Here is a 22,682-nt window from a genome sequence, read left to right as displayed (position 1 = left end):
TGTCTCATTTGTCCCACTGATGGCTGTCAATACAATGCGTCACTGTTTTTTCTCCGCCCTGGCCGCGCTCGGCCTGGCATTGCCGGTCCTCGCCTCGGCGCAAACGCTGAAATCGGGGGACGTGGCGGTCCTGGCCTCTTACTATGAGATTCGCGGATCGGACTGCCTGGCGCTGCGGGCGCCGCGCGTGTCGATCACCCGGATGCCGACGCTGGGCAAGGCCAGCATCATGCAGACGCGCGGGCAATCCAACGACTCCGGGCGTTGCGCATACAAATCCGTGCCGGTGGCGCAGGTGGTCTACCAGGCGGACCAGCCGGGCTCCGATACGCTGTCCTGGGAAGTGAAGTACCAGAACAAGACGATCGGAACCCGCCGTTACAGCGCCACCGTGGGCGTCACGCCGGGTCCTTGACCCCGCTTTCGTCTTCAGCGGCGGCTTCCGTGCTGGCAGTTTCGGCCTCAACTTCGGCCGCGGCGCCGTCGTCTGCTGCGGCAGCCTTTTTCCGGCGTTCGAACACGGCCGCAAAGAAGCCGTCGGTGCCGTGCAGGTCCGGGCGCAGTTGCACGTACGGACCTTCCAGTTTCAAGGTCTCGCAACGGGCGCCCAGGATTTCGGCCGCGTCCAGGCGCTCGAAATCCGGGTGGCTGGCCAGGAAACGCTCGGCCTGCACCTCGTTTTCCTCGGCCAGCAGACTGCACGTGGCGTAGACGAGGCGACCGCCCGGTGCGACGCAGCGCGCCGCGCTATTCAGGATGCGCTCCTGCAACTGGCCCAGTTCGGCCAGCGCCTCGGGGTGCTGGCGCCATTTCAGGTCCGGATTGCGGCGCAGCGTGCCGATGCCGCTGCAAGGCGCATCGACCAGCACACGCTGGGCCTTGCCGGCCAGGCGCTTGACGCGGGCATCGTTCTCGTTGTCGATGACCACGGGCACCACGTTCGACAGACCGCTGCGCGCAAAGCGCGGCTTGGCGCGCGCCAGGCGGGCCGCCGACACGTCGAAGGCGTACAGTCGGCCCGTCGAACGCATCAACGCCCCCAGGAGCAGCGTCTTGCCGCCCGCGCCCGCGCAGAAATCAATGATCATCTCGCCGCGGCGCGGGGCGACCAACAGGGCCAGCAACTGGCTGCCTTCGTCCTGGACCTCGATGCTGCCGTTCTCGAACTGGGGCCAGCGATTGATGGCAGGACGGCCTTCCATGCGGATGCCCCAGGGGGAATACGGCATGGCGGTCGGCGCGTAGCGGCCCGCGCTTTGCTGCAATTCGGCCAGCATGGCGTCGCGCTCGGCCTTGAGCGGATTCACGCGCAGGTCCAGCGAGGCCTGGCGGTTCAACGCCTCGACCAGCGTCTCGGGGCTGTCCATGGCGCTCAGGCGCTCATCCAGCCAGTCGGGAATACTGCCGCGCACCGCGCGGGGCAAGGTGGCCACGTCGATCCGCGCAACACGCTGGAGCCATTCAGCCTCGGCGCCGTCCATGCCCTCTTGCAGGGCTTCGGCGCCCAGCGTCGCATTCAAGCCCAGGATGGCCAGACGGCGCGAGGCCGGGCCGACGCCGCTTTCCGCATACTGGCGGTAGCGGCGCAGGTGGCGCAGCACGTCGTAGACGGCCTCGGCGACCTCGGAGCGGTCGCGCGCGCCAAGGTTCGGGTGCTGGCGCAGCCAGTGCGACAGCGACGCGTCGGCCGGATAGGTCCATTGCAGGATTTCTCCGAGGACACGCTGGACCTGATCGATGCGGATGGCCGCGTGGGACAGGCGGGGACGGTTGAATTGGGTTTTTTGCGGCGCGTGATCGCGGTCGCCGCCACGATGCTCGCCGCGCTGGCCGGCAAAGGCCTGGCGGGAATCCGGGCGGTCGTGGCCTTCGCGGCGATCCTGGCCGTAGGAACCGCGGTCGGTGCCGCGGCTGTCGCCGCGCTGGCCGCCGAAGGACGGGCGGGAATCCGGGCGGCCCTGGCCTTCGCGACGGTCTTGGCCGTAGGAGCCGCGGTCGCTGCCTCGGCTGTCGCCGCGCGGGCCGCCGAAGGACGAGCGGGAATCCGGGCGGCCCTGGCCTTCGCGGCGATCCTGGCTGTAGGAACCGCGCTCGCCCCCACGGCTGTCGCCGCGCTGGCCACCGAAGGACGGGCGGGAATCCGGGCGGCCCTGGCCTTCGCGGCGATCCTGGCTGTAGGAACCGCGCTCGCCCCCACGGCTATCGCCGCGCTGGCCGCCGAAGGACGGGCGCGAGTCCGGACGGCCCTGGCCTTCGCGACGATCTTGGCCGTAGGAGCCGCGATCGCTGCCCCGGCTATCGCCGCGCGGGCCGCCGAAGGAAGAACGGGAATCCGGGCGGCCCTGGCCTTCGCGGCGATCCTGGCTGTAGGAACCGCGCTCGCCCCCGCGGTTGTCGCCGCGCTGGCCGCCGAAGGACGAACGGGAATCCGGGCGGCCCTGGCCTTCGCGGCGATCCTGGCCGTAGGAACCGCGATCGTCACCACGGCTGTCGCCGCGCTGGCCGCCGAAGGATGGGCGGGAATCCGGGCGGCCCTGGCCTTCGCGCCGGTCTTGGGCGTACGAGCCGCGCTCGCTGCCGCGGCTGTCGCCGCGCTGGCCGCGCTCTTCGCGGGCGCGGCCAGCGGGCTCGGCCAGATCGCGCGACACCGGTTTGCGGGCATCGCCCTTGGGGCGCGAGAAAAAGGACCGGCCGTCGCGCCCTTCCGTGGCTGCTCCGAAGGAACCGGCCGGGCGGGAACGCGGGGATTGGGGTTTAGTCATGGTGTATTCCAGTGGGACGGAGGTGTTCCGTCCGATAAATGCGATTCTGGGCCGATCAGGCGGCCGGCGACCAGGAGAATAAGCGGGCTGGGTCGCCCTTGACGTCCACGCGATGGTCGCTGGTCAGGGTAACCCGCCCTTCGGCCAGCCAGCGCACGGCTGCCGGAAAAGCCTTATGTTCCACAGCCAGCACGCGCGCGGCCAGCGATTCCGGTGTGTCCCCCGCCAGCACCGGCACGCAGCCCTGGGCGATGATGGGACCGTGGTCCAGGACCGGGGTGACGAAATGGACGGTGCAGCCATGGACGCGCACACCGGTCGCCAGGGCCTGCGCATGGGTGTGCAGGCCCGGAAATGCCGGCAGCAGCGACGGATGGATGTTCACCAGCCGGCCGGCGTAATGATTGACGAACCCGGGCGTCAGGACCCGCATGAATCCGGCCAGGATGACGTAATCGGGCGCGTAGCGGTCGACTTCGGCGGCGAGCGCGGCGTCGAAGGCTTCGCGGCTGGCGTAGTCCTTGTGATACAGGGCTGCCGTGGGGATGCCCTGCCCCGCGGCCCAATCGAGGCCGGCGGCGTCGGGACGGCTGGCGATGACCGCGGCAATTTCCGCCGGCCAGCCCTCGTCGCGACAGGCCTGGGCCAGCGCCTGCATGTTGCTGCCCCGTCCCGAAATCAGGATGACGAGACGGCGCTTGGTAGAAGATATTTCCGGCAAGATGAACAATTCCAAGGCAATTCGGACGGGTCCGCCGCGGTTCGCCGGACGCGCGGAACGGCCGGCGCGGGCGGGATAGGAACAAACCCGTAATCCAAAATTGTAAACTCTCGCTCGTGAAACCATCGCTGCGCATCTACCGATCCCTTCCCCCGCCTGACCGGCGCGCCCCTTGCGCGCTGACAATCGGCAATTTCGACGGCGTCCATCGCGGACACCAGGCCATGCTCGCCCGCGTCTGCCAGGTCGCGCGCGAACGGGGGCTGGCGCCTGCGGTGATGACCTTCGAACCGCACCCGCGGGAATATTTCGCTGCCCTGAACCAGCGCCCCGAACTGGCGCCCACCCGCATTTCCGGCCTACGCGACAAGCTGTCCGCCCTGGCGCGCTACGGCATTACGCAGGTCGTGGTGGAGCGGTTCAATTCGCGACTGGCCGAGATGTCCGCCAACGCCTTCATCGAACAGCTGCTGGTGCAGGGCCTGCAGGCCAAGTGGCTGCTGGTCGGCGAGGACTTCCGCTTCGGCCACAAGCGCAGCGGCGATATCGACCTGCTGCGTGAAGCCGGCATGATGCACGGCTTCGAGGTGCAGACGCTGGCGGACGTGACGGACCGGCAGGGGCATCGCATTTCCAGTTCCGAGGTGCGCACCGCGCTGGCGGTCGGCGACCTGGAGCGCGCCCGCCATCTGCTGGGGCACCCCTTCCATATCAGCGGCCACGTCATCCACGGCCAGAAGCTGGGCCGCACGCTGGGCTATCCCACCATGAACCTGCGGGTGGCCGAAAGATGCGCGGCACGCTCGGGCATCTACGTGGTCCAGGTCCACGGCCTGGCCGACCGGGCATTGCCCGCCGTGGCAAGCCTGGGTGTGCGCCCGACGGTCGAGGACCGCGGCCGCGTGCTGCTCGAGACGCACTTGCTCGGCGAGACCCTCAATGCATACGGTAAACTCGTACGCGTCGAATTCCTGCAAAAGTTGCGGGACGAAGAAAAATTTCCTGACCTCCCTTCCCTGACTGCCGCCATCGCCGAAGACGCGCGAAACGCGCGCGCCTATTTTGCCGTTCATGGACTATAAAAAGACCCTCAACCTGCCCGACACCCCCTTTCCCATGCGGGGCGACCTCGCCAAGCGCGAGCCCGCCTGGATTTCGCAATGGGAGGAAAACCACGTCTACCAGGCGATCCGTGCGGCCAGCCGCGGCCGGCCGCGCTTCGTGCTGCACGACGGCCCGCCCTATGCGAACGGCGACATTCACATCGGCCACGCGGTCAACAAGATCCTGAAGGACATCATCGTCAAGAGCCGCAACATGGCCGGCTATGACGCGCACTACGTGCCGGGCTGGGACTGCCACGGCATGCCCATCGAAATCCAGATCGAAAAGAAGTACGGCAAGCACCTGCCGGTGGCGGAAGTGCAGTCCAAGGCCCGCGCCTACGCGCTCGAGCAGATCGACCGCCAGCGCAAGGACTTCAAGCGCCTGGGTGTGCTGGGCGAGTGGGATCGTCCGTACATGACGATGAACTACAGCAACGAGGCCGACGAGATCCGCGCGCTGGGACGCATCCTGGACAAGGGTTACGTGTTCCGCGGCCTGAAGCCCGTGAACTGGTGCTTTGACTGTGGTTCGGCGCTGGCCGAGGCCGAAGTGGAATACGCGGACCGCGTGGACCCGGCCGTCGACGTCGCCTTCCCGTTTGCCGACCATGCCAAGCTGGCTGGCGCGTTCGGCCTGGACTCGGTGGACGACGGCGCCATCGTCATCTGGACGACCACGCCCTGGACCATTCCGTCCAACCAGGCGCTGAACGTGCATCCGGAAATCGAATACGCCCTGGTGCGCGTGTCGCCGGCGCCCAAGTTCGGCCCCCTGCTGCTGATCGCCAAGGAACGCGTCGAAGCCTGCCTGAAGTCGTGGGAGCTGGAAGGCGAAGTCATCGCCACGGCGCCCGGCGAGGCGCTGTCGGGCATCGAATTCCGCCATCCGCTGGCGCAGTTCAATGCGGCCTACGATCGCAAGGCGCCCGTCTACCTGGGCGACTACGTGACGGCCGACTCCGGCACCGGTGTGGTGCACTCGGCGCCCGCCTACGGTATCGAGGACTTCGTGTCGTGCAAAGAGCACGGCATGAAGGACACCGACTTCATCAGCCCGGTGATGGGCGACGGCAAGTACGTGGACAGCCTGGCGCTGTTCGGCGGCCTGTCGATCTGGGACGCGAACCCCAAGATCGTCGAGGCCCTGAAGGAAGCCGGCGCGCTGATGCACGTCGAAAAGCACAAGCACAGCTACATGCACTGCTGGCGCCACAAGACGCCGATCATCTACCGCGCCACCAGCCAATGGTTCGCGGGCATGGACGTGGCCCCCAAGGATGGCGGTCCCACGCTGCGCGAATCGGCGCTGGCCGGCATCGACGCCACGGCGTTCTACCCGGCCTGGGGCCGCGCGCGCCTGCACGCCATGATCGCCAACCGTCCGGACTGGACCCTGTCGCGCCAGCGCCAGTGGGGCGTGCCGATGGCCTTCTTCGTGCACAAGGAAACCGGCGAACTGCACCCGCGTACCTCCGAACTGCTGGAGCAGGTGGCGCAGCGCGTCGAGCAAGGCGGCATCGAGGCCTGGCAAGGCCTGGACCCGCGCGAGCTGCTGGGCGACGAGGCCGACATGTACGAAAAGAACCGCGACACGCTGGACGTGTGGTTCGATTCGGGCAGCACGCACGCCACGGTGCTGGGCGGCAAGGACGGCGAATTCGCCGGCTCGCACGGCGCGGAGCTGGGCTGGCCGGCCGACCTGTACCTGGAAGGCTCGGACCAGCATCGCGGCTGGTTCCATTCGTCGCTGCTGACCGGCTGCATGCTGTATGGCCAGCCGCCCTACAAGGCCCTGCTGACGCACGGCTTCGTGGTGGACGGCCAGGGCCGCAAGATGAGCAAGTCGGTGGGCAACGTGATCGCCCCGCAAAAGGTGTCCGACTCGCTGGGCGCGGAAATCCTGCGCCTGTGGGTGGCGTCCACCGATTACTCGGGCGAGCTGTCCATCTCGGACGAGATCCTCAAGCGCGTGGTGGAAGGCTATCGCCGCATCCGCAACACGCTGCGCTTCCTCTTGGCCAACCTGGCTGATTTCGACGCGGTGTCGCAGGCCGTGCCCTACGGCGAGCTCTTCGAAATCGACCGCTATGCGCTCGCCATGACCGCGCAGATGCAGTCCGAAGTGCAAGCCTTCTACGAACGCTACGACTTCCATCCCGCCGTCTCGCGCCTGCAGACGTTCTGCTCGGAAGATCTGGGCGCGTTCTACCTGGACATCCTGAAGGACCGCCTCTACACGTCGGCCCCCGACAGCCGCGCCCGCCGCTCGGCGCAGACGGCCCTGCTGGACATCACGCAGACGCTGCTCAAGCTGATGGCCCCCATCCTGTCGTTCACGGCCGAAGAGGCCTGGAAGGAACTGGTGGCTTCCGCGCTCAAGAATCAGGCCGACGCGGCCCGCACGACGATCTTCACCGAGGTCTACCACGCGCTGCCGCCGTTTGCCGACGCCGAAGCCCTTTCGGCCAAGTGGACGCGCCTGCGCGCCATCCGCGCCGACGTCCAGCGCAAGCTGGAGGAAGTACGCACGGCCGGGGACATCGGTTCGTCGCTGCAGGCCGAAGTGGACCTGTACGCAAATGGCGAAGACCAGCAGTTGCTGGCCAGCCTGGGCGACGACCTGCGCTTCGTGCTGATCGTCTCGCGCGCTACCGTGCACGCGAGCGAAGGCGAGACCCGCATCGAGGTCACGCCGTCGGGCCACAAGAAGTGCGAACGCTGCTGGCACTGGCGCCTTGACGTGGGCCAGGACGCGGATCATCCCGAGATCTGCGGCCGCTGCGTGTCCAACCTGTTCGGCTCGGGCGAAGCCCGCGACAAGGCTTGAACATGGCCCGCCCCTCCGAACACGGGGTGACGGGCGCCGCCCCCGCCCGGCCCGCGCCGGCGCGCGTGGGCGGCTGGCTGGCGCTGGCCTTGCTGATCATCGTGCTGGACCAGTTGACCAAGGTCTACTTCAACACGGCATTCCAGTACGGCGAACGCGTCAACGTCCTGCCTTTTTTCGACTTCACGCTGGTGTTCAACCGCGGGGCTGCGTTCAGCTTCCTGGCGTCCGAAGAAGGCTGGCAGCGCTGGCTGTTCACCGGGCTGGGCTGCGTGGCGGCGGTCGTCATCGTCTGGATGCTGCGCCGCACGCACGGACAGCCGCGCTTCAGCCTGGCGCTGACGCTCATCCTGGGCGGCGCCATCGGCAACGTCATCGACCGCGTGGTGTATGGCCACGTGGTGGACTTTCTGCTGTTCTACTGGAAAGACTGGCAGTTTCCCGCCTTCAACCTGGCGGACGTCGGCATCACCTGCGGCGCGGTGCTGCTGGTGCTGGACGAACTGCTGCGCGCCCGCAAACCGCAAGCCTGACGGCGCAAGGGGGCCCGGCGCCCCCTGCCCGGCCGCCCGCGGCTTTTGTCTGGTTTGATGCCCCCTGAAGGCATGACGAACGGCGCGATGCGGCAATGCAGAATAAAATCCCCCTCAATTCCTCGATTTCGCGGCGCTGAACCCGCCGCCCCGTCCTCATGCTCGATCTCGCCCGCAAACGCATCGTCCTCGGACTGACCGGGGGCATCGCCTGCTACAAAATCGCCGAGCTCGTGCGGCGCATGACCGAACAAGGCGCCACCGTCGACGTCGTGATGACCGAGGCGGCCACGCACTTCATCACGCCCGTCACCATGCAGGCGTTGTCCGGCAGGCCCGTGTTCGTGGACGCCTGGGACGCGCGCGTGCCCAACAACATGGCGCACATCGACCTGACGCGGGGCGCGGACGCCGTGTTGATCGCGCCCGCCAGCGCCGACTTCATGGCCAAGCTGGCGCACGGCATGGCCGACGACCTGCTGTCCACGCTGTGCCTGGCGCGCGCCTGTCCGTTGCTGGTGGCGCCCGCCATGAACCGCGAAATGTGGGCCAACCCGGCCACGCAGCGCAACGTCGAACAGCTCCGCGCTGACGGCGTCACCGTGCTGGGCCCCGCGGCGGGCGAACAGGCCTGCGGCGAAACCGGCGACGGCCGGATGCTCGAGGCCCATGAGCTGCTGACCGACCTGATCGCCTTCTTCCAGCCCAAGCTGCTGGCCGGCCGCCACGTGCTGCTGACCGCCGGCCCCACGTCGGAACCCGTGGACCCCGTGCGCGTGCTGAGCAATCGGTCTTCCGGCAAGACAGGCTACGCCCTGGCGCGCGCCGCGCGCGAGGCCGGCGCCCGCGTCACCCTGATCACCGGCGCCACGTTCCTGCCCGTTCCGCGCGGCGTGACCGCGCTACCCGTCACCACCGCCCGCCAGATGCACGATGCCGTCATGGCCAGTGTCGGCGACGCCGACATCTTCATCGCCGTGGCCGCGGTGGCGGACTGGCGCGTCAAGAACGTCAGCACGCAAAAGCTGAAGAAAACCAGCGAAGGCGGCGGCGCGCCGTTGATGGAATTCGAACCCAATCCGGACATCCTGGCCGAAGTCGCCAAGCTCGAAAACGGCCCGTGGTGCGTGGGCTTTGCGGCCGAAACCGAAAAGCTGGCGGAACACGCGGAAGCCAAGCGCACGCGCAAGGGCATCCCGCTGCTGGTCGGCAACCTTGCGCACAAGGTCATGGACGCCGACACCACCGAGCTGGTGCTGTTCGACGCGCAGGGCACGCACCCGCTGCCGGCCGGCGACAAGCTGGACGCCGCGCGCCGCCTCATCGCGGAAATCGCGGCGCGCATGCCGGTTTAGACTGCGCCGGCAGGGACCGTTCCGCACGACACGAAACGCGCCAGCGCGGATATTCTGGCTACTGACAAACCCTCCCATAAAACGGAGGGTTTGTTCATGATGGCGCCCGCGCTAGACACGCCGACTGCTTGCCAGCGCAAACTGGCAATCGTGACATTGGAATGGCAGATTCCGGGTCGATGCCTGGCGGCTGACAGCGTGCACATCAGACAGTGCTGATCGACACCGATTGAGATTCTCGTGACATTTGTCGCTCTGTCGAAAGAGTGAGGTGCACAGATGGACGAGTCAGGCATTCGCATTGTGCTCACGCCAGTGCAGTTGGCGGCGATGTTGCAAGGCGAGTCGGTCAGCAGTGAATCGACGTTATCGAACAGATTGTGGGGCTCCCTTGCCTTGGCGGGGGGTGTGGCGGAAATGCTGGGCGGCGCAGCGCTATGCGCCGTGCCGGAGCCTACCGGCCTCACCAAAGCCGGCTGCGTGCTGTTGGGTGGACACGGCATAGACACCGCATCAACAGGTCTGCGAGAACTCTGGACCGGACAGCAGACTCGGTCCTTAACAGAGACCGGCATTGCGGAACTGGCCTCAAGACTTGGTGCGACGCCTGGGTCGGGTCAGGCGCTGGGCATCGCCGCCGAAATCGGCGTGCCTGCATGCTTTGCGGGCGCGATCAAGGCCGTACGGGTATCGAGTATCGTCGCCGGGCGCATTTCGTTGTCCAGGCACGAGGCCAACGTGGCTGGTGGACTGGGAGGTCATACCATTGCCAGGCACGTAGGAAAAACGAAGGCGCACCTGGAAGCTAGGTTGACAACGCAGCCTTACCTGGATGAGGTGTCGACCTTCCACTCCGTTCAAGACGCGGAAACCGCAATTAACAGACTAATGCGCGTTAACGCTGACCGGGTGGCCAGATGGGCGGCGACCGCTCCCGATGGAGAAACGCTGGATTTGCTTGGGCCAGCGTCCGGGAATCTTGGGGTCGTATTAGTCCGGGGTGCGACTAACCTTGTACAGGGTCGCACTGTGAAAATCGTACTGAAAAAAAGGCCCTACAACGGAATGCCATACTTCGTGTTAACTGCCTATCTGGAACTTCAATGACCGTGAACCTGGAACAGTATTCGGCGCTGAACGGACTGCTTGCTGGGTACTTCCATCAAGACTATGACCTGTTTGGCGAGACGATAGAGGACGTTGCCCTTTGCTATAAGCAGGAGGCCAGTCCCGAAAAGGTTGTACAAGCCTGTCTTGAGATGGACAAATTTGTCGCCGAGTTTGGGCCGAGATCGGCGGCGGTATTCAAGGAGAACTGGGGATCGTTCAATCCTGCCGCAGGCGGGTATACCATTCCAGAGTTTTTTGAAGCATTGAAGCGAGTATTGCTCGGATAGGTCGGTCGGATCGATCCAGCCAACTGCGCTGACCGCGCGACTTGCTACACAGAATAAAAGCCCCGGCACGGAGATTCCGGCCGGGGCTCTTGTATTCAGGCTTCGTGTTGCCTTGCGGCTTGCAAGCCGCCCGCGAGGCCTACTGCTCCAGGCTGATGTTCGCGGCCTTGACGATGTCCGCCCACTGCTTGCGGTCGTTTTCCAGGAACGCGGAGAACTTTTCCGGCGACATGCCGGTGACGGGCTCGGAGCCCAGGCCGGACATCTTCTCCACGACGGCGGGCTGCTTCAGCACGTCCTGCAGGGCCGCGTAATAGGCGGCCAGCACGTCGGCGGGCAGGCCGGCCGGCGCGAACACGCCTTGCCACGTGGGCATGTCGAAGCCCTTCAGGCCCTGTTCGTCCAGCGTGGGGACGTTGGGCAACTGGGCGGCGCGCTTGATCGACGCCACCGCGATGGCTTTCACCTTGCCTTGCGAGGCCAGCGGCGCGGCGGTGGAGATGTTGTCCATCGTCATGGCGATGTGGCCGCCGAGCAGGTCGGTGATCACGGGCGCCGCGCCACGGTAGGCGGCGTGCGGGACCTTGACACCCAGCTTGTACAGCATGGTCTCGGCGATCAGGTGGTTGGAGATGCCGACGCCCGCGGTGCCATAGGTGGCGGTCGGGGTCTTCTGGAAGTACTCCTTCAGTTCGGCCAGGTTGTTGGCCGGCACGTCCTTGTTCACGATGACGACGTTGGGCTGCACGGCGGCCAGCGTGATCGGCGTGAAATCGGCGGGCTTGTAGTTCGTGCCCTTGGGATTGAGGACATGGGTGATGGCCATGGAACCGGCCGCGGCGATACCGATGGTGTAGCCGTCGGCGGGCGCCTGGCTCAGGCGGTAGGCCATGATGTTGCCGCCGGCGCCGGCCAGGTTTTCGACCACGACGGGCTGGCCCAGGCGCGCGGACAGCGGCTCGGCCAGCAGGCGGGCCAGCGTATCGGCCGAGCCGCCCGGGGCAAAGCCGACGAGCAGGCGCACCGGCTTGGCGGGCTTCCAGGCGTCGGCGGCATGGGCGGAGGTGGCCGCCAGCGCGGTGACGGCGAACAGTGCGCCAGCGGCGCGGTGCAGGGTACGGCTGAACATGAAAAAACTCCCAACAATGATTGACGAAGTCGGCTTCGTCTCCTCTCGCCGCTCGCCCGGACCGACCGCGCGAAAGGACGCGGCCGGGGCTTCGGGATTGCGTCCGGCGGCGTTATTCCAGTAGTTGCGCAAGCGCCTGCGCGACCAGGCGGTTGGACAGCAGCACGGGACGGCCCGATGCCTCGGCCACCGCCTGGCGCATGCGCTGCGCATAGCCCATGCAATGCATGACGATCAGGTCGCACGACGCCAGAGCCCGGCCCGCGGCCTCGAAGTTGCGCGCGGCCTGCTGCGCGTCGGGCTCATAGGGCGAGGCATGCACCACCTGCGTCTCGCATTCCAGCGGCACGGCCATGTGAAACGCGTCGACCTGTGCTTGCAGCGGCACCACCAGCCCCACCTTGCGGCAGTGCTGCGCGAGGCCCGCGACGAGATGGTCCACGACTTGCTGCGGCTCCACCACGAGCGTGCGCATCGGCGCGATCGCCGTGCCGGTGCACAGCGGCACCAGGATGTCGTAGCCCTGGCCGTCCGCCTGCCGCATCACGTCCGCCAGGCGCGCCTCGGCGGCGGCCGCGTCCAGTTCGATCTGGGAGCCGTCGCGCATGCGCGTGGCGAAACGGTACTCGCGCGGACGCGGCGCCAGCGCGGCCAGGCCCGCGGCGTCCAGCCCGTCCAGCGCACCGAACTCGTCGATGCGCACGTGCGCGCCCAGCACGGGCGCCATTTCGGGCACGACGTCGCTGCGCGGCGATTGGCCGATGGTGAAGAACGCGACGCGGCGCGGCGCGCGCGCGCTCATGGCGTGGCTCCGTCTTCGCGGCCCACGGTCTGCAGGTGCGCCATCGACCCGTAGCGGGCCTGCAGCGCGCGCCATTCGGTGTCGTCGAAGAAGGTCATGGCGCCCTGGCCGTAGAGCTTGGCGATCTCGATGCAGAAGCGCATGGCGACATCCGCGTCCACCGCGTTGGTGACGCCGGTGGCGCAACCGGGCACGGTGGTCTGCGCCGTCAGCGCCACGCCGACCACCGGCGCGTCCGTGACGATGGCGGGCTGCATGAGCGAATTCACGTGCCACAGGCCGTTTTCGTAGGGCGTGATGTCCTGCGTGGTCAAAGGCAGCGTCACCGGCAGTTCGCCGCTGACCCAGCCCATCACGTCCAGCATGGTCTCGGGAATACGCAGCAGATAGCCCTGCTTGGCCACGGGCGTGAGCGCCACGCCGCGCTTGTTGACGAGCCGGTTGCCGCGCGTCGTGTCCACCGACAGGATCGCGTCCATGCGCGGGTCGACTTCGTGCGACATCATTTCGCGCATGGGAAACGGCGAGCGCATCATCGGCACCGGATGATGCGGCCGGGTGCCGGCGCGCGGGCAGATGTGCGTGCGGATGCGGACCGTGCCGGGCAGCACGTCGCCCTGCCGTGCCATCGCCATCAGCTTGAGCGCGGCAGCGATCGCGACCACGGCGCCGTCGCAGTCGGAGACCAGGCCCGTCACGGCGGGGCGCGCGCCGATGCCGCCCAGCCGCCCGACGATGCCCAGTTGCGGCGCCGACGCGTCCGCGCCCGGGATGACGATGGACAGGAAGTCCGTCGACAATCCGTTGCGCTCGAGGCGCGTCACTTGCACATCGCAATTGCCGGCGTCGCGCAGCACCTGCGCGACCGCCTCGCCCGTGACATGCGCGGACGACAGCAATTCGATGACGTCGATCACCTGCTTCATGCCGGGATCTCCACCGGACCGGGGCGGAACACGCGCGGTTCGCCCGTGCCCAGGAAGAGCGGCGCATCGTGCGGGCCGACCAGGGCGATGTTGTCGCCGCGCACGCGCAGCGCGGCGCCTTCGGGCAGGCCGAGCACGGGCATGGCGGGATTCAGGGTGCAGAACTCCGCCAGGCGCTGGGCGCGGGTTTCTCCGCGATGCCCGGGCGGGTGGGCATTGGTGTAGTGCGGGTTGATCTGGAAGGACACGAGGCCCAGCGCATCGAAGCCCTGCGGGTCCGTGATGGGCATGTCATTGGTGGTGCAGATGGTGGGACACGTCAGGTTGGAACCTGCGCTCCAACCCAGGTAGGCCGCCCCCTCGCGCACGCGGCGCGCCACGGCCTCGAGCAGGCCCTGGCGGCGCAACTGGCCCAGCAGGTTGAACGTGTTGCCGCCCCCGACGATGATGACCGCCGCCGCTTCCAGCGCCGCGACCGGATCCTGCGCGCGGTGCAGGCCCTGGATGTCCAGCCCCGTGTCCGCCAGCGCCGAAGCGACCAGCGCGGTGTAGTCGTCCCAGTTGCGCGTGACGCCCGCATAGGGCACGAACACCGCGCGGGCGCCTTGCGGCAGGGATTCGATCAGCTCGCGGATGTCGGGCATGGCGTGCACCAGATAGCCGGCATCGCTGCTGGAGTTGCTGAGGAGCAGAAGATTCATGGAAAAGGTCCGATAGGTAAAAGGTTCTGGAAGCGGGTGGCGGGAAGCCGGCCTGAAAGCCGGGCTGGCGCGGCCGATGCCGTCGCGTCCCGGGAATCGTCAGGTGAGCCAGTAGGGATCGTTGAGCTCGCGGCCCAGCGCCCCCACCTGTTGCAGCACGGATTCGCGCAGCACGGCGACGCGGGCGGCGTCGGCCTGGAACGACACGAACGACAGGCACAGGCCGCGCGTTTCGCCGGTGGCGGGGTCACGGACCGCCGCGGCCACGGCGCCGATCCCGGGCATGGCCTCGTCGATCGCGACGGCGCAATGGTCCGCGCGCGTACGCGCCAAGCGGTGCGCCAGATCGCCGACGGTGGCCGGGCAGTCGCGCCCTTCGACGGGCAGAGGCTGCGCGGGGTCCGCGCCATACAGGGCCTGGAATTCGGTGTCGGTCAGGCGCGACAGCAACGCCCGCCCCATCGCCGTGCCCGAGGCGGCGCGACGCGAACCGGGCGGCGACAGCACCTGCACGGGATGCGAGCCGTTCAGCCGCTGCAGCACGACGGTTTCGCGCTGGTTCAGCGTGGAGAGATAGGCCGTCAGCCCGCTGTCGTCGGACAGCCGGGCGAGGACGGCGCGGCAGGCCTCGTCCAGCGGCGTGGCGGCCATGCCGGCGCGCACGGCCTGCGCCAGCATGGCGCCCGGCCGATAGCGGCGCGTGGCCGCGTCCTGGTCGAGCAGCCCGTAATGCTGCATCTGGTTCAGCAGACGCGAGGCCGTGCTCTTGGGCATGGCCAGGCGCGCCGCGACTTCGGTGAAGCTCAGTTCGGCCGCGCCTTCCGCATAGAGCGAAAGCACTCGCTGGACGCCATCGAGAATACTCATTCTTGTTCCATAAAACGGAACATCAGTTCCTTATTAATGAACAAGAATAATGCAAGCGCTGGAAACCGGTCAATACGCGCGGCGCAAGAAAAAGCCCCCGACTCGCGGGGGCCTGCATCGGGTGGCGCGGGCGCGGCCTACTTTGTCGCCTGCTCTGCCCATTGCGCCAGGGGCAGCGGCGGTTGCGCGTCCAGGATGCGGGACAGGACCAGCTTGAATTCATTCCAGCCGCCCCGGTCGCTCGGCCAGACGGAAGGCGTGACTGCCGTCCAGGCACCATCCGGCGCGCGTTGGGCCATCTTGAAGCGAAACGTGTAATGCCCGGCCATGCCCATGCGCAGGTCCGAGACCACCAGGGCGTCGCCCACCACGTCGTACCGCAGCCAATCGTCCGTGAACCAGCGCAGGCGTTCATGCAGGGGCACGCCCGCCAGGGCGCGGCCTGTCTCGGGATTCAGAGGCAGGCGCACCCATTCTGGCGGACCGCGGTCAAAGAGGCTGCTGACCGCTTCGTAATAGCTGCCGTTGCCGTCCTTGGCGATCACGCGCCACACCAGGGTATTGAACGGCATGGGAATGGCGCGCAATTCCCCCACGGTGATGCCCTGTCCCTGCAGCGCGTCGCGTACGCGATGCTCGGCCGCCATGCGTCCCGCCAGTCCGAACCCCAGGTACGCGGTGCTGAATGCAAGCGTGGCCACCAGCACGCGCCGCGCGGTAAGCGTCATGCCGACGGCAAAGGCGAACAGGACGCCCAGCAGGAGCGGCACGGTATAGACCGGATCGATGATGAAGACGGCCGACCAGCTTTCCGGCGTCAGCGCGAGCGGCCAGAACAACTGGGTCCCGTACACCGTGAACGAATCCAGGATGGGATGCGTCACCAGCACCAGCCATAGCGTCAGGAACAATCGGCGCCCCCTGTAGCCCGGGTTGGGCCGGAATTTGCGGATCAGCCAGGCCAGCACGATGGCCACGGCGGTCAGCACGAAGACCGAATGCGAAAACCCCCGGTGATAGGTCATGAGCGATACCGGGTCCGGGTAGCTCATCAGGACGTCCAGATCGGGCACGGTGGCCAGCGCCGCGCCATAGAAGAGAGCCCGTCGTCCCTGCACGCGCCCCAGCATCGCGCCCTGAATGCCTGCGCCCAGCACCGCCTGTGTAACTGAATCCATGTTTCTCCAACGTTGAGCCTGCGCCATATGGCCGAGGCGTCTTTCGGCCGGCCGCGCAGGCGTTAACATACCCGATTGCGTTCAGCTAATTTTCAACTTTGCATCCATGGATGAATACATCACCCAGATCGGCCAGTTCATCGAAGCCAATCAGGCCTGGGCCGGGCCGATTACATTCCTGCTCACGTTGGGCGAGTCCATCGTACTCCTGGGCCTGTTCATTCCCGCCACGGCCCTGATGCTGCTCACCGGCGGCCTCATCGGCTCCGGCACCTTATCGCCATGGGGCGTGGTGGCCTGGGGCGTCGCGGGCGCCATCGTCGGCGATGCCCTGTCGTACTGGCTCGGGCGCTGGGCGGGACCGGGGGTGCTGCGGCGCTGGCCCCTCAAGCAGCAGCGGACCGCCGTGGCGCGTGCCCGCCTGTTCTTTTACCGCTACGGCTTTGCGTCGGTGCTGATCGGCCGCTTCCTGGGCCCCATCCGGTCCACCATTCCCACCGTGGCCGGCGTGATGGGCATGACGCAAGCGCGCTTTCAGTTGGCGAACGTGCTGTCGGCCGTGCTCTGGATGCCGCTGATGCTGGCGCCCGGCTACATCACGGCGCGCAGCCTGGGTGCGGCGGAGAACGCCCAGCAGATCGGCATGATGATCGGCGCCGGGCTGTCGGTTTTGCTAGGATGCGGGCTACTCCTCGCCATGGTGCGCAAGCGCCGCCAACCGGTGCGCGTGCGGCGGGGCAATTGATCCGGAGAGCCTCATGGCCATCGATGCCGAGCCCAAGAACGGCGATTTCGCGCGCTATATCGAAGAGCTGACCCGCGCGGGCGGGTCGCCCGGCCACATCGCAACCCGCCGGGAAGGCCGCAGGCCGGCCCAGCAGGCGCCCGCGCCCGTCCCGGCGCCGCCGTCCGCCACGCCCGGCTCGCTGTCCGATGCCCCCTGGGGCAATACCGCGTCCCCTGCTCCCCACTCGCGCACCACGCAGGCGCCGGTGGCGTCCGTCCCCGGCCAGCCGGACGACGTCACGCTCACGCTCGCCCGGCGCGCGCGCCAGCGCAAGATTGGCGTCGTGCTGACGATTGCCGGCATCATGGCGGGCTGGGCCGCCGCGAACATCGCCTTCCGGGCGCTGCACAGTCCTGAATTCGAATTTGACGAGCTGATGCCCGCCCTCTTCCTGGCCTTCTTTGCCTTCATGCTGTTCAAGGCGGCCAGCGGCGCGCGCAATCCGCGCAAGACGCCCCTGGACAAGCTGCCGCCGCTGACGCCGTCGTCGTACCGCAAGGACGGCGGCTGAGGCCCGGGAGGTGGTGCAAGGCGGGGTTGCCAAGCGATGGTGCTAACATTTCCGCCCATTGAACAGCCCCCACGTCTCCCGGAGTGAAAGTGAACAACGTAGTCGGATTGAACCAGGCCCAGGCGGCCACGATGCTGAAGCTGCAAGGCCACCTGAACAGCATGATCAATCCGGACTGGGTCAACGGCGGCGCCCGCTTCCTGCGCGCCGCCTTCGTCGAATCGGCCGAGGCCCTGGAGCACTACGGCTGGAAGTGGTGGAAAAAGCAGACGATTGACCTGCCGCAGGTGCAGATGGAGCTGGTCGACATCCTGCACTTCTACCTGTCGCACACCATCGTCGAAGCTGGCGGAGACGTCGAGGCCGCCGCGCGCGCCCTGGTCGCCGATCTGGCCTCGCCCGCCAGCGTTGCGCTGGACGGTAAGACCCACGCGCTGGACGCGCTGAACGTGCCCGAGCTGCTCGAGCTCATCGGCGGACTGGCAGTGTGCGGACGCGCCAGCTTCAAGGTGCTGGAACAGACCATGCGCGCGTGCGAGATGAGCTGGAACGACGCCTACACGCAGTACGTTTCCAAGAACGTCCTGAACATCTTCCGGCAGCAGCACGGCTACAAGGAAGGCACCTACATCAAGATCTGGAACGGCGAGGAAGACAACGTCGTCCTGGCCCGCCTGCTGTCGCAGCAGGACCCGGCCAGCCCAGACTTTGCCGAGGTCCTGCATCGCGAGCTGGAAGCGGCGTATTCGCGCCTGTAGGATGCTGTCGGCGGGCGCTTTGGCTTGCCCTTTTGCCCGCCCTTTTTCCCGCCATTTCGGCCCGGCGCATCCGGGCCGGCGCTTCCCGCCTACCGCTGGCCGAAGCGCGTTTCCCCGAACAACGACTTCAACTCGCGCGGCTGCGACCGCCAATACTGGCGCGGTGCGTCGACCTGGCCGCCAAGCTGGGCCGCGGCATGCCACGGCCAGCGCGGGTTGTAGAGCATGCCGCGCGCCAGCGCGACCATGTCGGCCTTGCCCTGCGCCAGGATGTCTTCGGCCTGCTGCGCCTCGGTGATCAGGCCCACCGTAATCGTCGGCATGCCGATCCGGCGCTTGATCTCCTCGGCGAAGGGCACCTGGTAGTTCGGCCCGACCGGAATCTTCTGCTGCGGCGACACGCCGCCGCTGGACACGTCGATGAACTCGCAGCCGCGCGCCTTCAGCGCCTGCGCAAACGCCAGGGTCTGCTCCAGGTCCCACCCGCCCTCGACCCAGTCGGTCGCCGAGACGCGCACGCCCAGCGCCACGGACGACGGCGTGACCTCGCGCAGCGCCTCAAACACTTCCAGCGGAAAACGCATGCGGTTTTCCAGCGAGCCGCCATAGGCGTCGTCGCGCCGGTTGGACAGCGGCGACAGGAATTGATGCAGCAGATAGCCGTGCGCGGCGTGCACCTCGATGGCGTCGAATCCCAGGCGCAGCGCGCGCTTCGCGCTGGCGACATAGGCGTCTCGCACGCGCGCCAGACCCGCCGCGTCCAGTGCGCGCGGCGCGGGCTCCTGGTCATTATGCGGCACGGCGGAAGGCGCCCAGCCCAGCCAGCCGCCGGCGCTTTCGGGCACGAGCTGGCCGCCATTCCAGGGCGCGTCGCTGGACGCCTTGCGGCCGGCGTGCCCAAGCTGGATGCCCAGCTTGATCGGCGAATAGCGGCGCACGGCGGCGACCACCCGGCCCAGCGCGGCTTCCGTTTCGTCGGACCACAGGCCGAGGTCGCCCGGAGAAATGCGGCCATCGGCCTCCACCGCGGTGGCTTCGACGAAGAGCAGCCCGGCGCCCGACAGGGCCAGGTTCCCCAGATGGATCATGTGCCAATCGGTGGCACAGCCTTCTTCGGCGGAGTATTCGCACATCGGCGCGATGACGATGCGGTTGGGCAGGGAAACATTGCCGAGGGTCGTGGGGCTGAACAGGTGACTCATGCGTGGGGCTCCGAAGCGTTGGACGCCACAGCATAGCGCCCGCGAAAGCCGGCATCGCCAATCCCAACGCCCCCGGCAGGGTTAAACCGGGCGGCTACTGCCCCTCGATCACCGAATCCAGGAACTGGCGCGTGCGCGGCTCCTTGGGCTGGCTGAACAGCACCGACGATTCCGCGTCCTCGACGATGTTGCCCTGATCGAAGAAGAGCGTCCGGTCGGAGCTGCGTTCGGCGAATTTCATCTGGTGCGTGACGATGATCATCGTCATGCTGCGGCGGGCGGACAGATCGCGCAGGATCTGCAGGATCCCGCCCACCAGCTCCGGATCCAGCGCGGACGTGACTTCGTCGAACAGCATGATCTCGGGACACATGGCCAGCGCTCGCGCGATGCCCACGCGCTGCTTCTGCCCCCCGGACAGTTGCGCCGGATAGACGTCCAGCTTGTCGCCCAGGCCAACCATGTCCAGGTATTCCACGGCACGTTCGCGCGCCTGGCTGCGGGTCATGCCCAGCACATGCATGGGCGCTTCCATGGCGTTGCCCAGCGCCGTCATGTGCGGAAACAGGTTGAAGTGCTGGAACACCATGCCGATCTTGCCGCGCACCTTGCGCAGGTGGTCGGAATTGGGGCCGACGGGGCGGCCCTGCGCGTCCGTCCACATCGACTCGCCGTCGATCTCGATATCGCCGCTGGTGGGCTGGTCCAGCGTCATCAGCACGCGCAGCAAGGTGGACTTGCCCGACCCCGAGGGGCCGATGACGGCCACCGTCTGGCCGGCGGGTATCTCGAGATTGATGCCGCGCAGGACTTCCAGGTCTCCGTATCGTTTGTGCAGATTCCTGATGTTCAGGCTGGCGCTCATCGCTTTCCTCCATATCGTTGCAGGCGGGCCTCCAGGCCGCGCACACCCCACGCCGCGACCAGGCTCAGCGCCAGGAACAGCAGGCCCACCAGGGTCAGGGGTTCGGTGTACCGGAACGTCGACGAACCGATCATCTTGCTTTGCTGCAGCAGTTCGACCACGGTAATGGCCGACAGCAGCGGCGTGTCCTTGAACATCGCCACCAGGTAGTTGCCCAGCGCGGGCACCACGGGCGGGATCGCCTGGGGCAGCACCACGCCCACCGCAGTCCGCCAGCGCGACATGTTCAGTGCCGTGGCCGCCTCCCATTGGCCACGCGGCACGGCTTCGATGCCGGCGCGGTAGACCTCGGCGCAGTAGGTCGCATAGTGCAGGCCCAGCGCCACGATCCCGGTCATGAGCGGCGACATCTGGACGCCGGTCAGGGGCAGCACATAGAACAGGAAATACATCTGCACCAGCAGCGGCGTGCTGCGCACGAACTCGATGAAGAACGCCGTGGGCAGCGACACGAGGCGCAGCCGGGAACGGCGCAGCATCGCAAGCACCAGGCCCAGCGTGACCGCCACCAGCATGCCCAGCACGGTGGCCTGGATCGTGATGACTAGCGCCGACCCCAGCGTGGGCAGGATTTCCAGTGCGAAAGACCAATCGAAAATCGGCGTCATCGGATCCGGACCCTCCGCTCAAGCAGGCGCACGCCCGCGGTGATCAGCAGGGCCACCGCGAAATACATCAGCAGCATCAAGGTGAAGATCTCGGTCGTGCGCAGGGTTTCGCTGCGCAGCAATTGGCCGCGGAACGTCAGGTCGGTGATCGTGATCAGCGACACCAGCGCGGTGTTCTTCAGCAGTTCGATCAGCAGGTTGCCCGCGGGCGGCAACATCGCGGGCACTGCTTGCGGCAGCACGATGCGCCGCATGATCTGCCGGCGGGTCAGGTTCAGCGCCACGCCGGCTTCGCGCTGTCCGGGCGGGACCGCCCGGATGGCGCCCCGCACCACTTCCGCGCCATAAGCGCCGGCGTTCAGCGCCAGCACCACGATGCCCACCAGCATGGCCGGCAACTGCATGCCGAACAGGGGCAGCACGAAATAAAACCAGAAGAGCTGCACCAGGGCGGAGGTGCCGCGGAAGACTTCGACATAGACCGAGGCCAGCCACCGCACCGGCCGCACGGAGGACAGGCGTCCCATGCCGGACAGCAGCGCCAGCGGCACGGCCAGGACCACCGCCCCCGCCAGGATCTGGAGCGTGACGCCCAGCCCCTCAAGGAGCGGCGGGACGAGCTCCGCGATAGGTTCCGAAAAGAACGACATCGGCGCCCCTTACTTTCCGGCGCAGAGCTTTTCTGCGGTCACGCCCTGGGGCAGCTCTTGGGCAGTAAAGCCGAACGGCTCGACGAGCTTCTTGTGCTCGTCGGTGCCGATGAACTTGGCCAGTTCGGCATTGAAGGCGTCGGCAAACGCCTTGTCGTCCGTGCGGAAGGCATACGCGCCATAGCCGCGCACGCCCTTGCCGTCGATCACCGGGTCGGTAAACGGATCGGCTTTTTCCAGCCCGCTGCCCTCTTGCGTCTTGACCATCAGGTCGTTGATGGTGAGCGCGGTCGCCGCGTAGGCGTCGGCGCGGCCGGCCTGCACGCCCGACAGCGCGCTGACGGCATCCGGAAACACCACGACCTGGTCCGAGGGGATCTTGACCTTCTCGGCATACTCGCCTTCGATGGCGCCGACCACCACGCCCAGCTTGGCGTCGGGGTTCTTGGCGACGTCTTCATAACTGTGCAGTTTTTTCGGATTGCCTTCCTGGACCAGGAACGCTTCGCCCACGCCATACGTCGGGTCCGAGAATGCCACCTGTTTGCAGCGTTCCGGCGTGACGTACATGCCGGCCGCGATGATGTCGAAGCGCTTGGCGGCCAGGCCCGGGATCAGCGAGCCGAATTCCGTCAGCACGCCTTCGACCTCATTGATGCCCATGCGCTTGAGCACCACGCGGGCGATTTCGACGGATTCGCCGGTGACCTTGGCCTCTTTGCTGTCCATGTAGGCAAACGGCGCTTCATTGGCGTAACCGATCCGGATCTTGCCGGCCGCCTTGGCGGCCTCGAGGGTGCTGGTGCCGGTCCCGGCCGCGCCGCCGGCCGCCGCCGTGGTCTTGTCGGCGCCGGAGTCGGAGCAAGCCGCAAGAATGCCCAGGCTCAGGGCCAACAGCAGACGTCTGGAACGGATCAAGGTCATGGAAATTTCTCCC

23 protein-coding genes are annotated in these 22,682 nt (G+C 67.2%); 10 read left to right on the top strand and 13 right to left on the bottom strand.

Annotated features, from left to right (window positions below):
- Positions 1-34: 34 nt before the first annotated feature.
- Positions 35-415: a hypothetical protein gene (locus ACZ50Q_RS11395; RefSeq protein ID WP_254792016.1), complete on the top strand. Its 381-nt coding sequence runs from the start codon at positions 35-37 to the stop codon at positions 413-415.
- Here the strand turns inward: ACZ50Q_RS11395 and ACZ50Q_RS11390 are convergent.
- Complete coding sequence (locus ACZ50Q_RS11390) at positions 399-1,739, bottom strand: RsmB/NOP family class I SAM-dependent RNA methyltransferase (RefSeq protein WP_464081982.1); 1,341 nt, start codon at positions 1,737-1,739, stop codon at positions 399-401. The genes ACZ50Q_RS11395 and ACZ50Q_RS11390 overlap by 17 nt on opposite strands.
- A 1,078-nt stretch (positions 1,740-2,817) precedes the next feature.
- On the bottom strand, positions 2,818-3,474 hold the full coding sequence (gene purN / locus ACZ50Q_RS11385; protein ID WP_156902942.1) for a phosphoribosylglycinamide formyltransferase: 657 nt from the start codon (positions 3,472-3,474) through the stop codon (positions 2,818-2,820).
- Positions 3,475-3,599: 125 nt separating this feature from the next.
- Here purN and ACZ50Q_RS11380 point away from each other — a divergent pair, with 125 nt between their 5' ends.
- The 6 genes from ACZ50Q_RS11380 (at position 3,600) to ACZ50Q_RS11355 (ending at position 10,701) form a co-directional block, all read left to right on the top strand.
- Entirely contained in the window at positions 3,600-4,565 is a 966-nt protein-coding gene (locus ACZ50Q_RS11380) for a bifunctional riboflavin kinase/FAD synthetase (protein ID WP_092580288.1), read from the top strand.
- Positions 4,555-7,416 (top strand): isoleucine--tRNA ligase, encoded by a 2,862-nt coding sequence (ileS, locus tag ACZ50Q_RS11375; RefSeq protein ID WP_464081550.1) that lies wholly within the window; start codon positions 4,555-4,557, stop codon positions 7,414-7,416. Before ACZ50Q_RS11380 ends, ileS begins: the two co-directional genes overlap by 11 nt.
- A gap of 2 nt (positions 7,417-7,418) precedes the next feature.
- Positions 7,419-7,949 carry a signal peptidase II gene (gene lspA, locus ACZ50Q_RS11370; RefSeq protein WP_254792014.1) on the top strand — a complete coding sequence of 177 codons (531 nt, stop codon included), beginning with the start codon at positions 7,419-7,421 and terminating at the stop codon, positions 7,947-7,949.
- Between the two features lie 158 nt (positions 7,950-8,107).
- Positions 8,108-9,304 carry a bifunctional phosphopantothenoylcysteine decarboxylase/phosphopantothenate--cysteine ligase CoaBC gene (gene coaBC / locus ACZ50Q_RS11365; protein WP_092580284.1) on the top strand — a complete coding sequence of 399 codons (1,197 nt, stop codon included), beginning with the start codon at positions 8,108-8,110 and terminating at the stop codon, positions 9,302-9,304.
- A 279-nt stretch (positions 9,305-9,583) separates the two neighbouring features.
- Positions 9,584-10,411, top strand: coding sequence for an RNase A-like domain-containing protein (locus tag ACZ50Q_RS11360; RefSeq protein ID WP_464081549.1), 828 nt, complete (start codon positions 9,584-9,586; stop codon positions 10,409-10,411).
- Positions 10,408-10,701 (top strand): contact-dependent growth inhibition system immunity protein, encoded by a 294-nt coding sequence (locus ACZ50Q_RS11355; RefSeq protein WP_464081548.1) that lies wholly within the window; start codon positions 10,408-10,410, stop codon positions 10,699-10,701. The genes ACZ50Q_RS11360 and ACZ50Q_RS11355 overlap by 4 nt, the downstream gene beginning before the upstream one ends.
- Before the next feature lie 139 nt (positions 10,702-10,840).
- On the opposite strand, the gene ACZ50Q_RS11350 is transcribed toward ACZ50Q_RS11355, so the two are convergent.
- The 6 genes from ACZ50Q_RS11350 to ACZ50Q_RS11325 form a co-directional block, all read right to left on the bottom strand.
- Positions 10,841-11,830 (bottom strand): Bug family tripartite tricarboxylate transporter substrate binding protein, encoded by a 990-nt coding sequence (locus tag ACZ50Q_RS11350; protein WP_464081547.1) that lies wholly within the window; start codon positions 11,828-11,830, stop codon positions 10,841-10,843.
- A 112-nt stretch (positions 11,831-11,942) separates the two neighbouring features.
- A complete protein-coding gene (locus ACZ50Q_RS11345; RefSeq protein ID WP_464081546.1) occupies positions 11,943-12,632 on the bottom strand; it encodes an AroM family protein in 690 nt (229 codons plus the stop codon).
- On the bottom strand, positions 12,629-13,558 hold the full coding sequence (locus ACZ50Q_RS11340; protein ID WP_464081545.1) for a DUF1177 domain-containing protein: 930 nt from the start codon (positions 13,556-13,558) through the stop codon (positions 12,629-12,631). The genes ACZ50Q_RS11345 and ACZ50Q_RS11340 overlap by 4 nt, the downstream gene beginning before the upstream one ends.
- The gene (pepE, locus tag ACZ50Q_RS11335) at positions 13,555-14,259 is read right to left on the bottom strand and encodes a dipeptidase PepE (RefSeq protein ID WP_464081544.1); all 705 of its coding nucleotides are present in this window, start codon (positions 14,257-14,259) and stop codon (positions 13,555-13,557) included. The genes ACZ50Q_RS11340 and pepE overlap by 4 nt, the downstream gene beginning before the upstream one ends.
- A gap of 99 nt (positions 14,260-14,358) precedes the next feature.
- The gene (locus ACZ50Q_RS11330; protein WP_464081543.1) at positions 14,359-15,126 is read right to left on the bottom strand and encodes an IclR family transcriptional regulator; all 768 of its coding nucleotides are present in this window, start codon (positions 15,124-15,126) and stop codon (positions 14,359-14,361) included.
- A 137-nt stretch (positions 15,127-15,263) separates the two neighbouring features.
- The gene (locus tag ACZ50Q_RS11325; RefSeq protein ID WP_464081542.1) at positions 15,264-16,304 is read right to left on the bottom strand and encodes a metal-dependent hydrolase; all 1,041 of its coding nucleotides are present in this window, start codon (positions 16,302-16,304) and stop codon (positions 15,264-15,266) included.
- Positions 16,305-16,410: 106 nt separating this feature from the next.
- Here ACZ50Q_RS11325 and ACZ50Q_RS11320 point away from each other — a divergent pair, with 106 nt between their 5' ends.
- The 3 genes from ACZ50Q_RS11320 (at position 16,411) to ACZ50Q_RS11310 (ending at position 18,360) form a co-directional block, all read left to right on the top strand.
- Positions 16,411-17,049, top strand: coding sequence for a DedA family protein (locus ACZ50Q_RS11320; RefSeq protein ID WP_076520356.1), 639 nt, complete (start codon positions 16,411-16,413; stop codon positions 17,047-17,049).
- 13 nt (positions 17,050-17,062) lie between these two features.
- Positions 17,063-17,602 carry a hypothetical protein gene (locus ACZ50Q_RS11315; protein WP_464081541.1) on the top strand — a complete coding sequence of 180 codons (540 nt, stop codon included), beginning with the start codon at positions 17,063-17,065 and terminating at the stop codon, positions 17,600-17,602.
- Positions 17,603-17,709: 107 nt separating this feature from the next.
- Complete coding sequence (locus tag ACZ50Q_RS11310; protein WP_464081981.1) at positions 17,710-18,360, top strand: dUTP diphosphatase; 651 nt, start codon at positions 17,710-17,712, stop codon at positions 18,358-18,360.
- An 89-nt stretch (positions 18,361-18,449) separates the two neighbouring features.
- Here the strand turns inward: ACZ50Q_RS11310 and ACZ50Q_RS11305 are convergent, their stop codons facing one another.
- From ACZ50Q_RS11305 to ehuB, 5 genes are all read right to left on the bottom strand, one after another.
- The gene (locus ACZ50Q_RS11305; RefSeq protein WP_464081540.1) at positions 18,450-19,562 is read right to left on the bottom strand and encodes an NADH:flavin oxidoreductase/NADH oxidase; all 1,113 of its coding nucleotides are present in this window, start codon (positions 19,560-19,562) and stop codon (positions 18,450-18,452) included.
- A gap of 94 nt (positions 19,563-19,656) precedes the next feature.
- On the bottom strand, positions 19,657-20,427 hold the full coding sequence (gene ehuA / locus ACZ50Q_RS11300) for an ectoine/hydroxyectoine ABC transporter ATP-binding protein EhuA (RefSeq protein ID WP_092580260.1): 771 nt from the start codon (positions 20,425-20,427) through the stop codon (positions 19,657-19,659).
- Positions 20,424-21,095, bottom strand: coding sequence for an ectoine/hydroxyectoine ABC transporter permease subunit EhuD (gene ehuD, locus ACZ50Q_RS11295; protein WP_464081539.1), 672 nt, complete (start codon positions 21,093-21,095; stop codon positions 20,424-20,426). Before ehuD ends, ehuA begins: the two co-directional genes overlap by 4 nt.
- Complete coding sequence (ehuC, locus tag ACZ50Q_RS11290) at positions 21,092-21,745, bottom strand: ectoine/hydroxyectoine ABC transporter permease subunit EhuC (protein ID WP_464081538.1); 654 nt, start codon at positions 21,743-21,745, stop codon at positions 21,092-21,094. The genes ehuD and ehuC overlap by 4 nt, the downstream gene beginning before the upstream one ends.
- A 9-nt stretch (positions 21,746-21,754) precedes the next feature.
- Positions 21,755-22,669 (bottom strand): ectoine/hydroxyectoine ABC transporter substrate-binding protein EhuB, encoded by a 915-nt coding sequence (gene ehuB, locus ACZ50Q_RS11285; protein ID WP_464081537.1) that lies wholly within the window; start codon positions 22,667-22,669, stop codon positions 21,755-21,757.
- Positions 22,670-22,682 lie beyond the last annotated feature (13 nt).

The sequence above is a fragment of the Achromobacter sp. T5-5 genome, from assembly GCF_055397965.1.
Note: the sequence above shows the minus strand (reverse complement) of the source record. Positions and strands in the feature narration are given on the sequence as shown.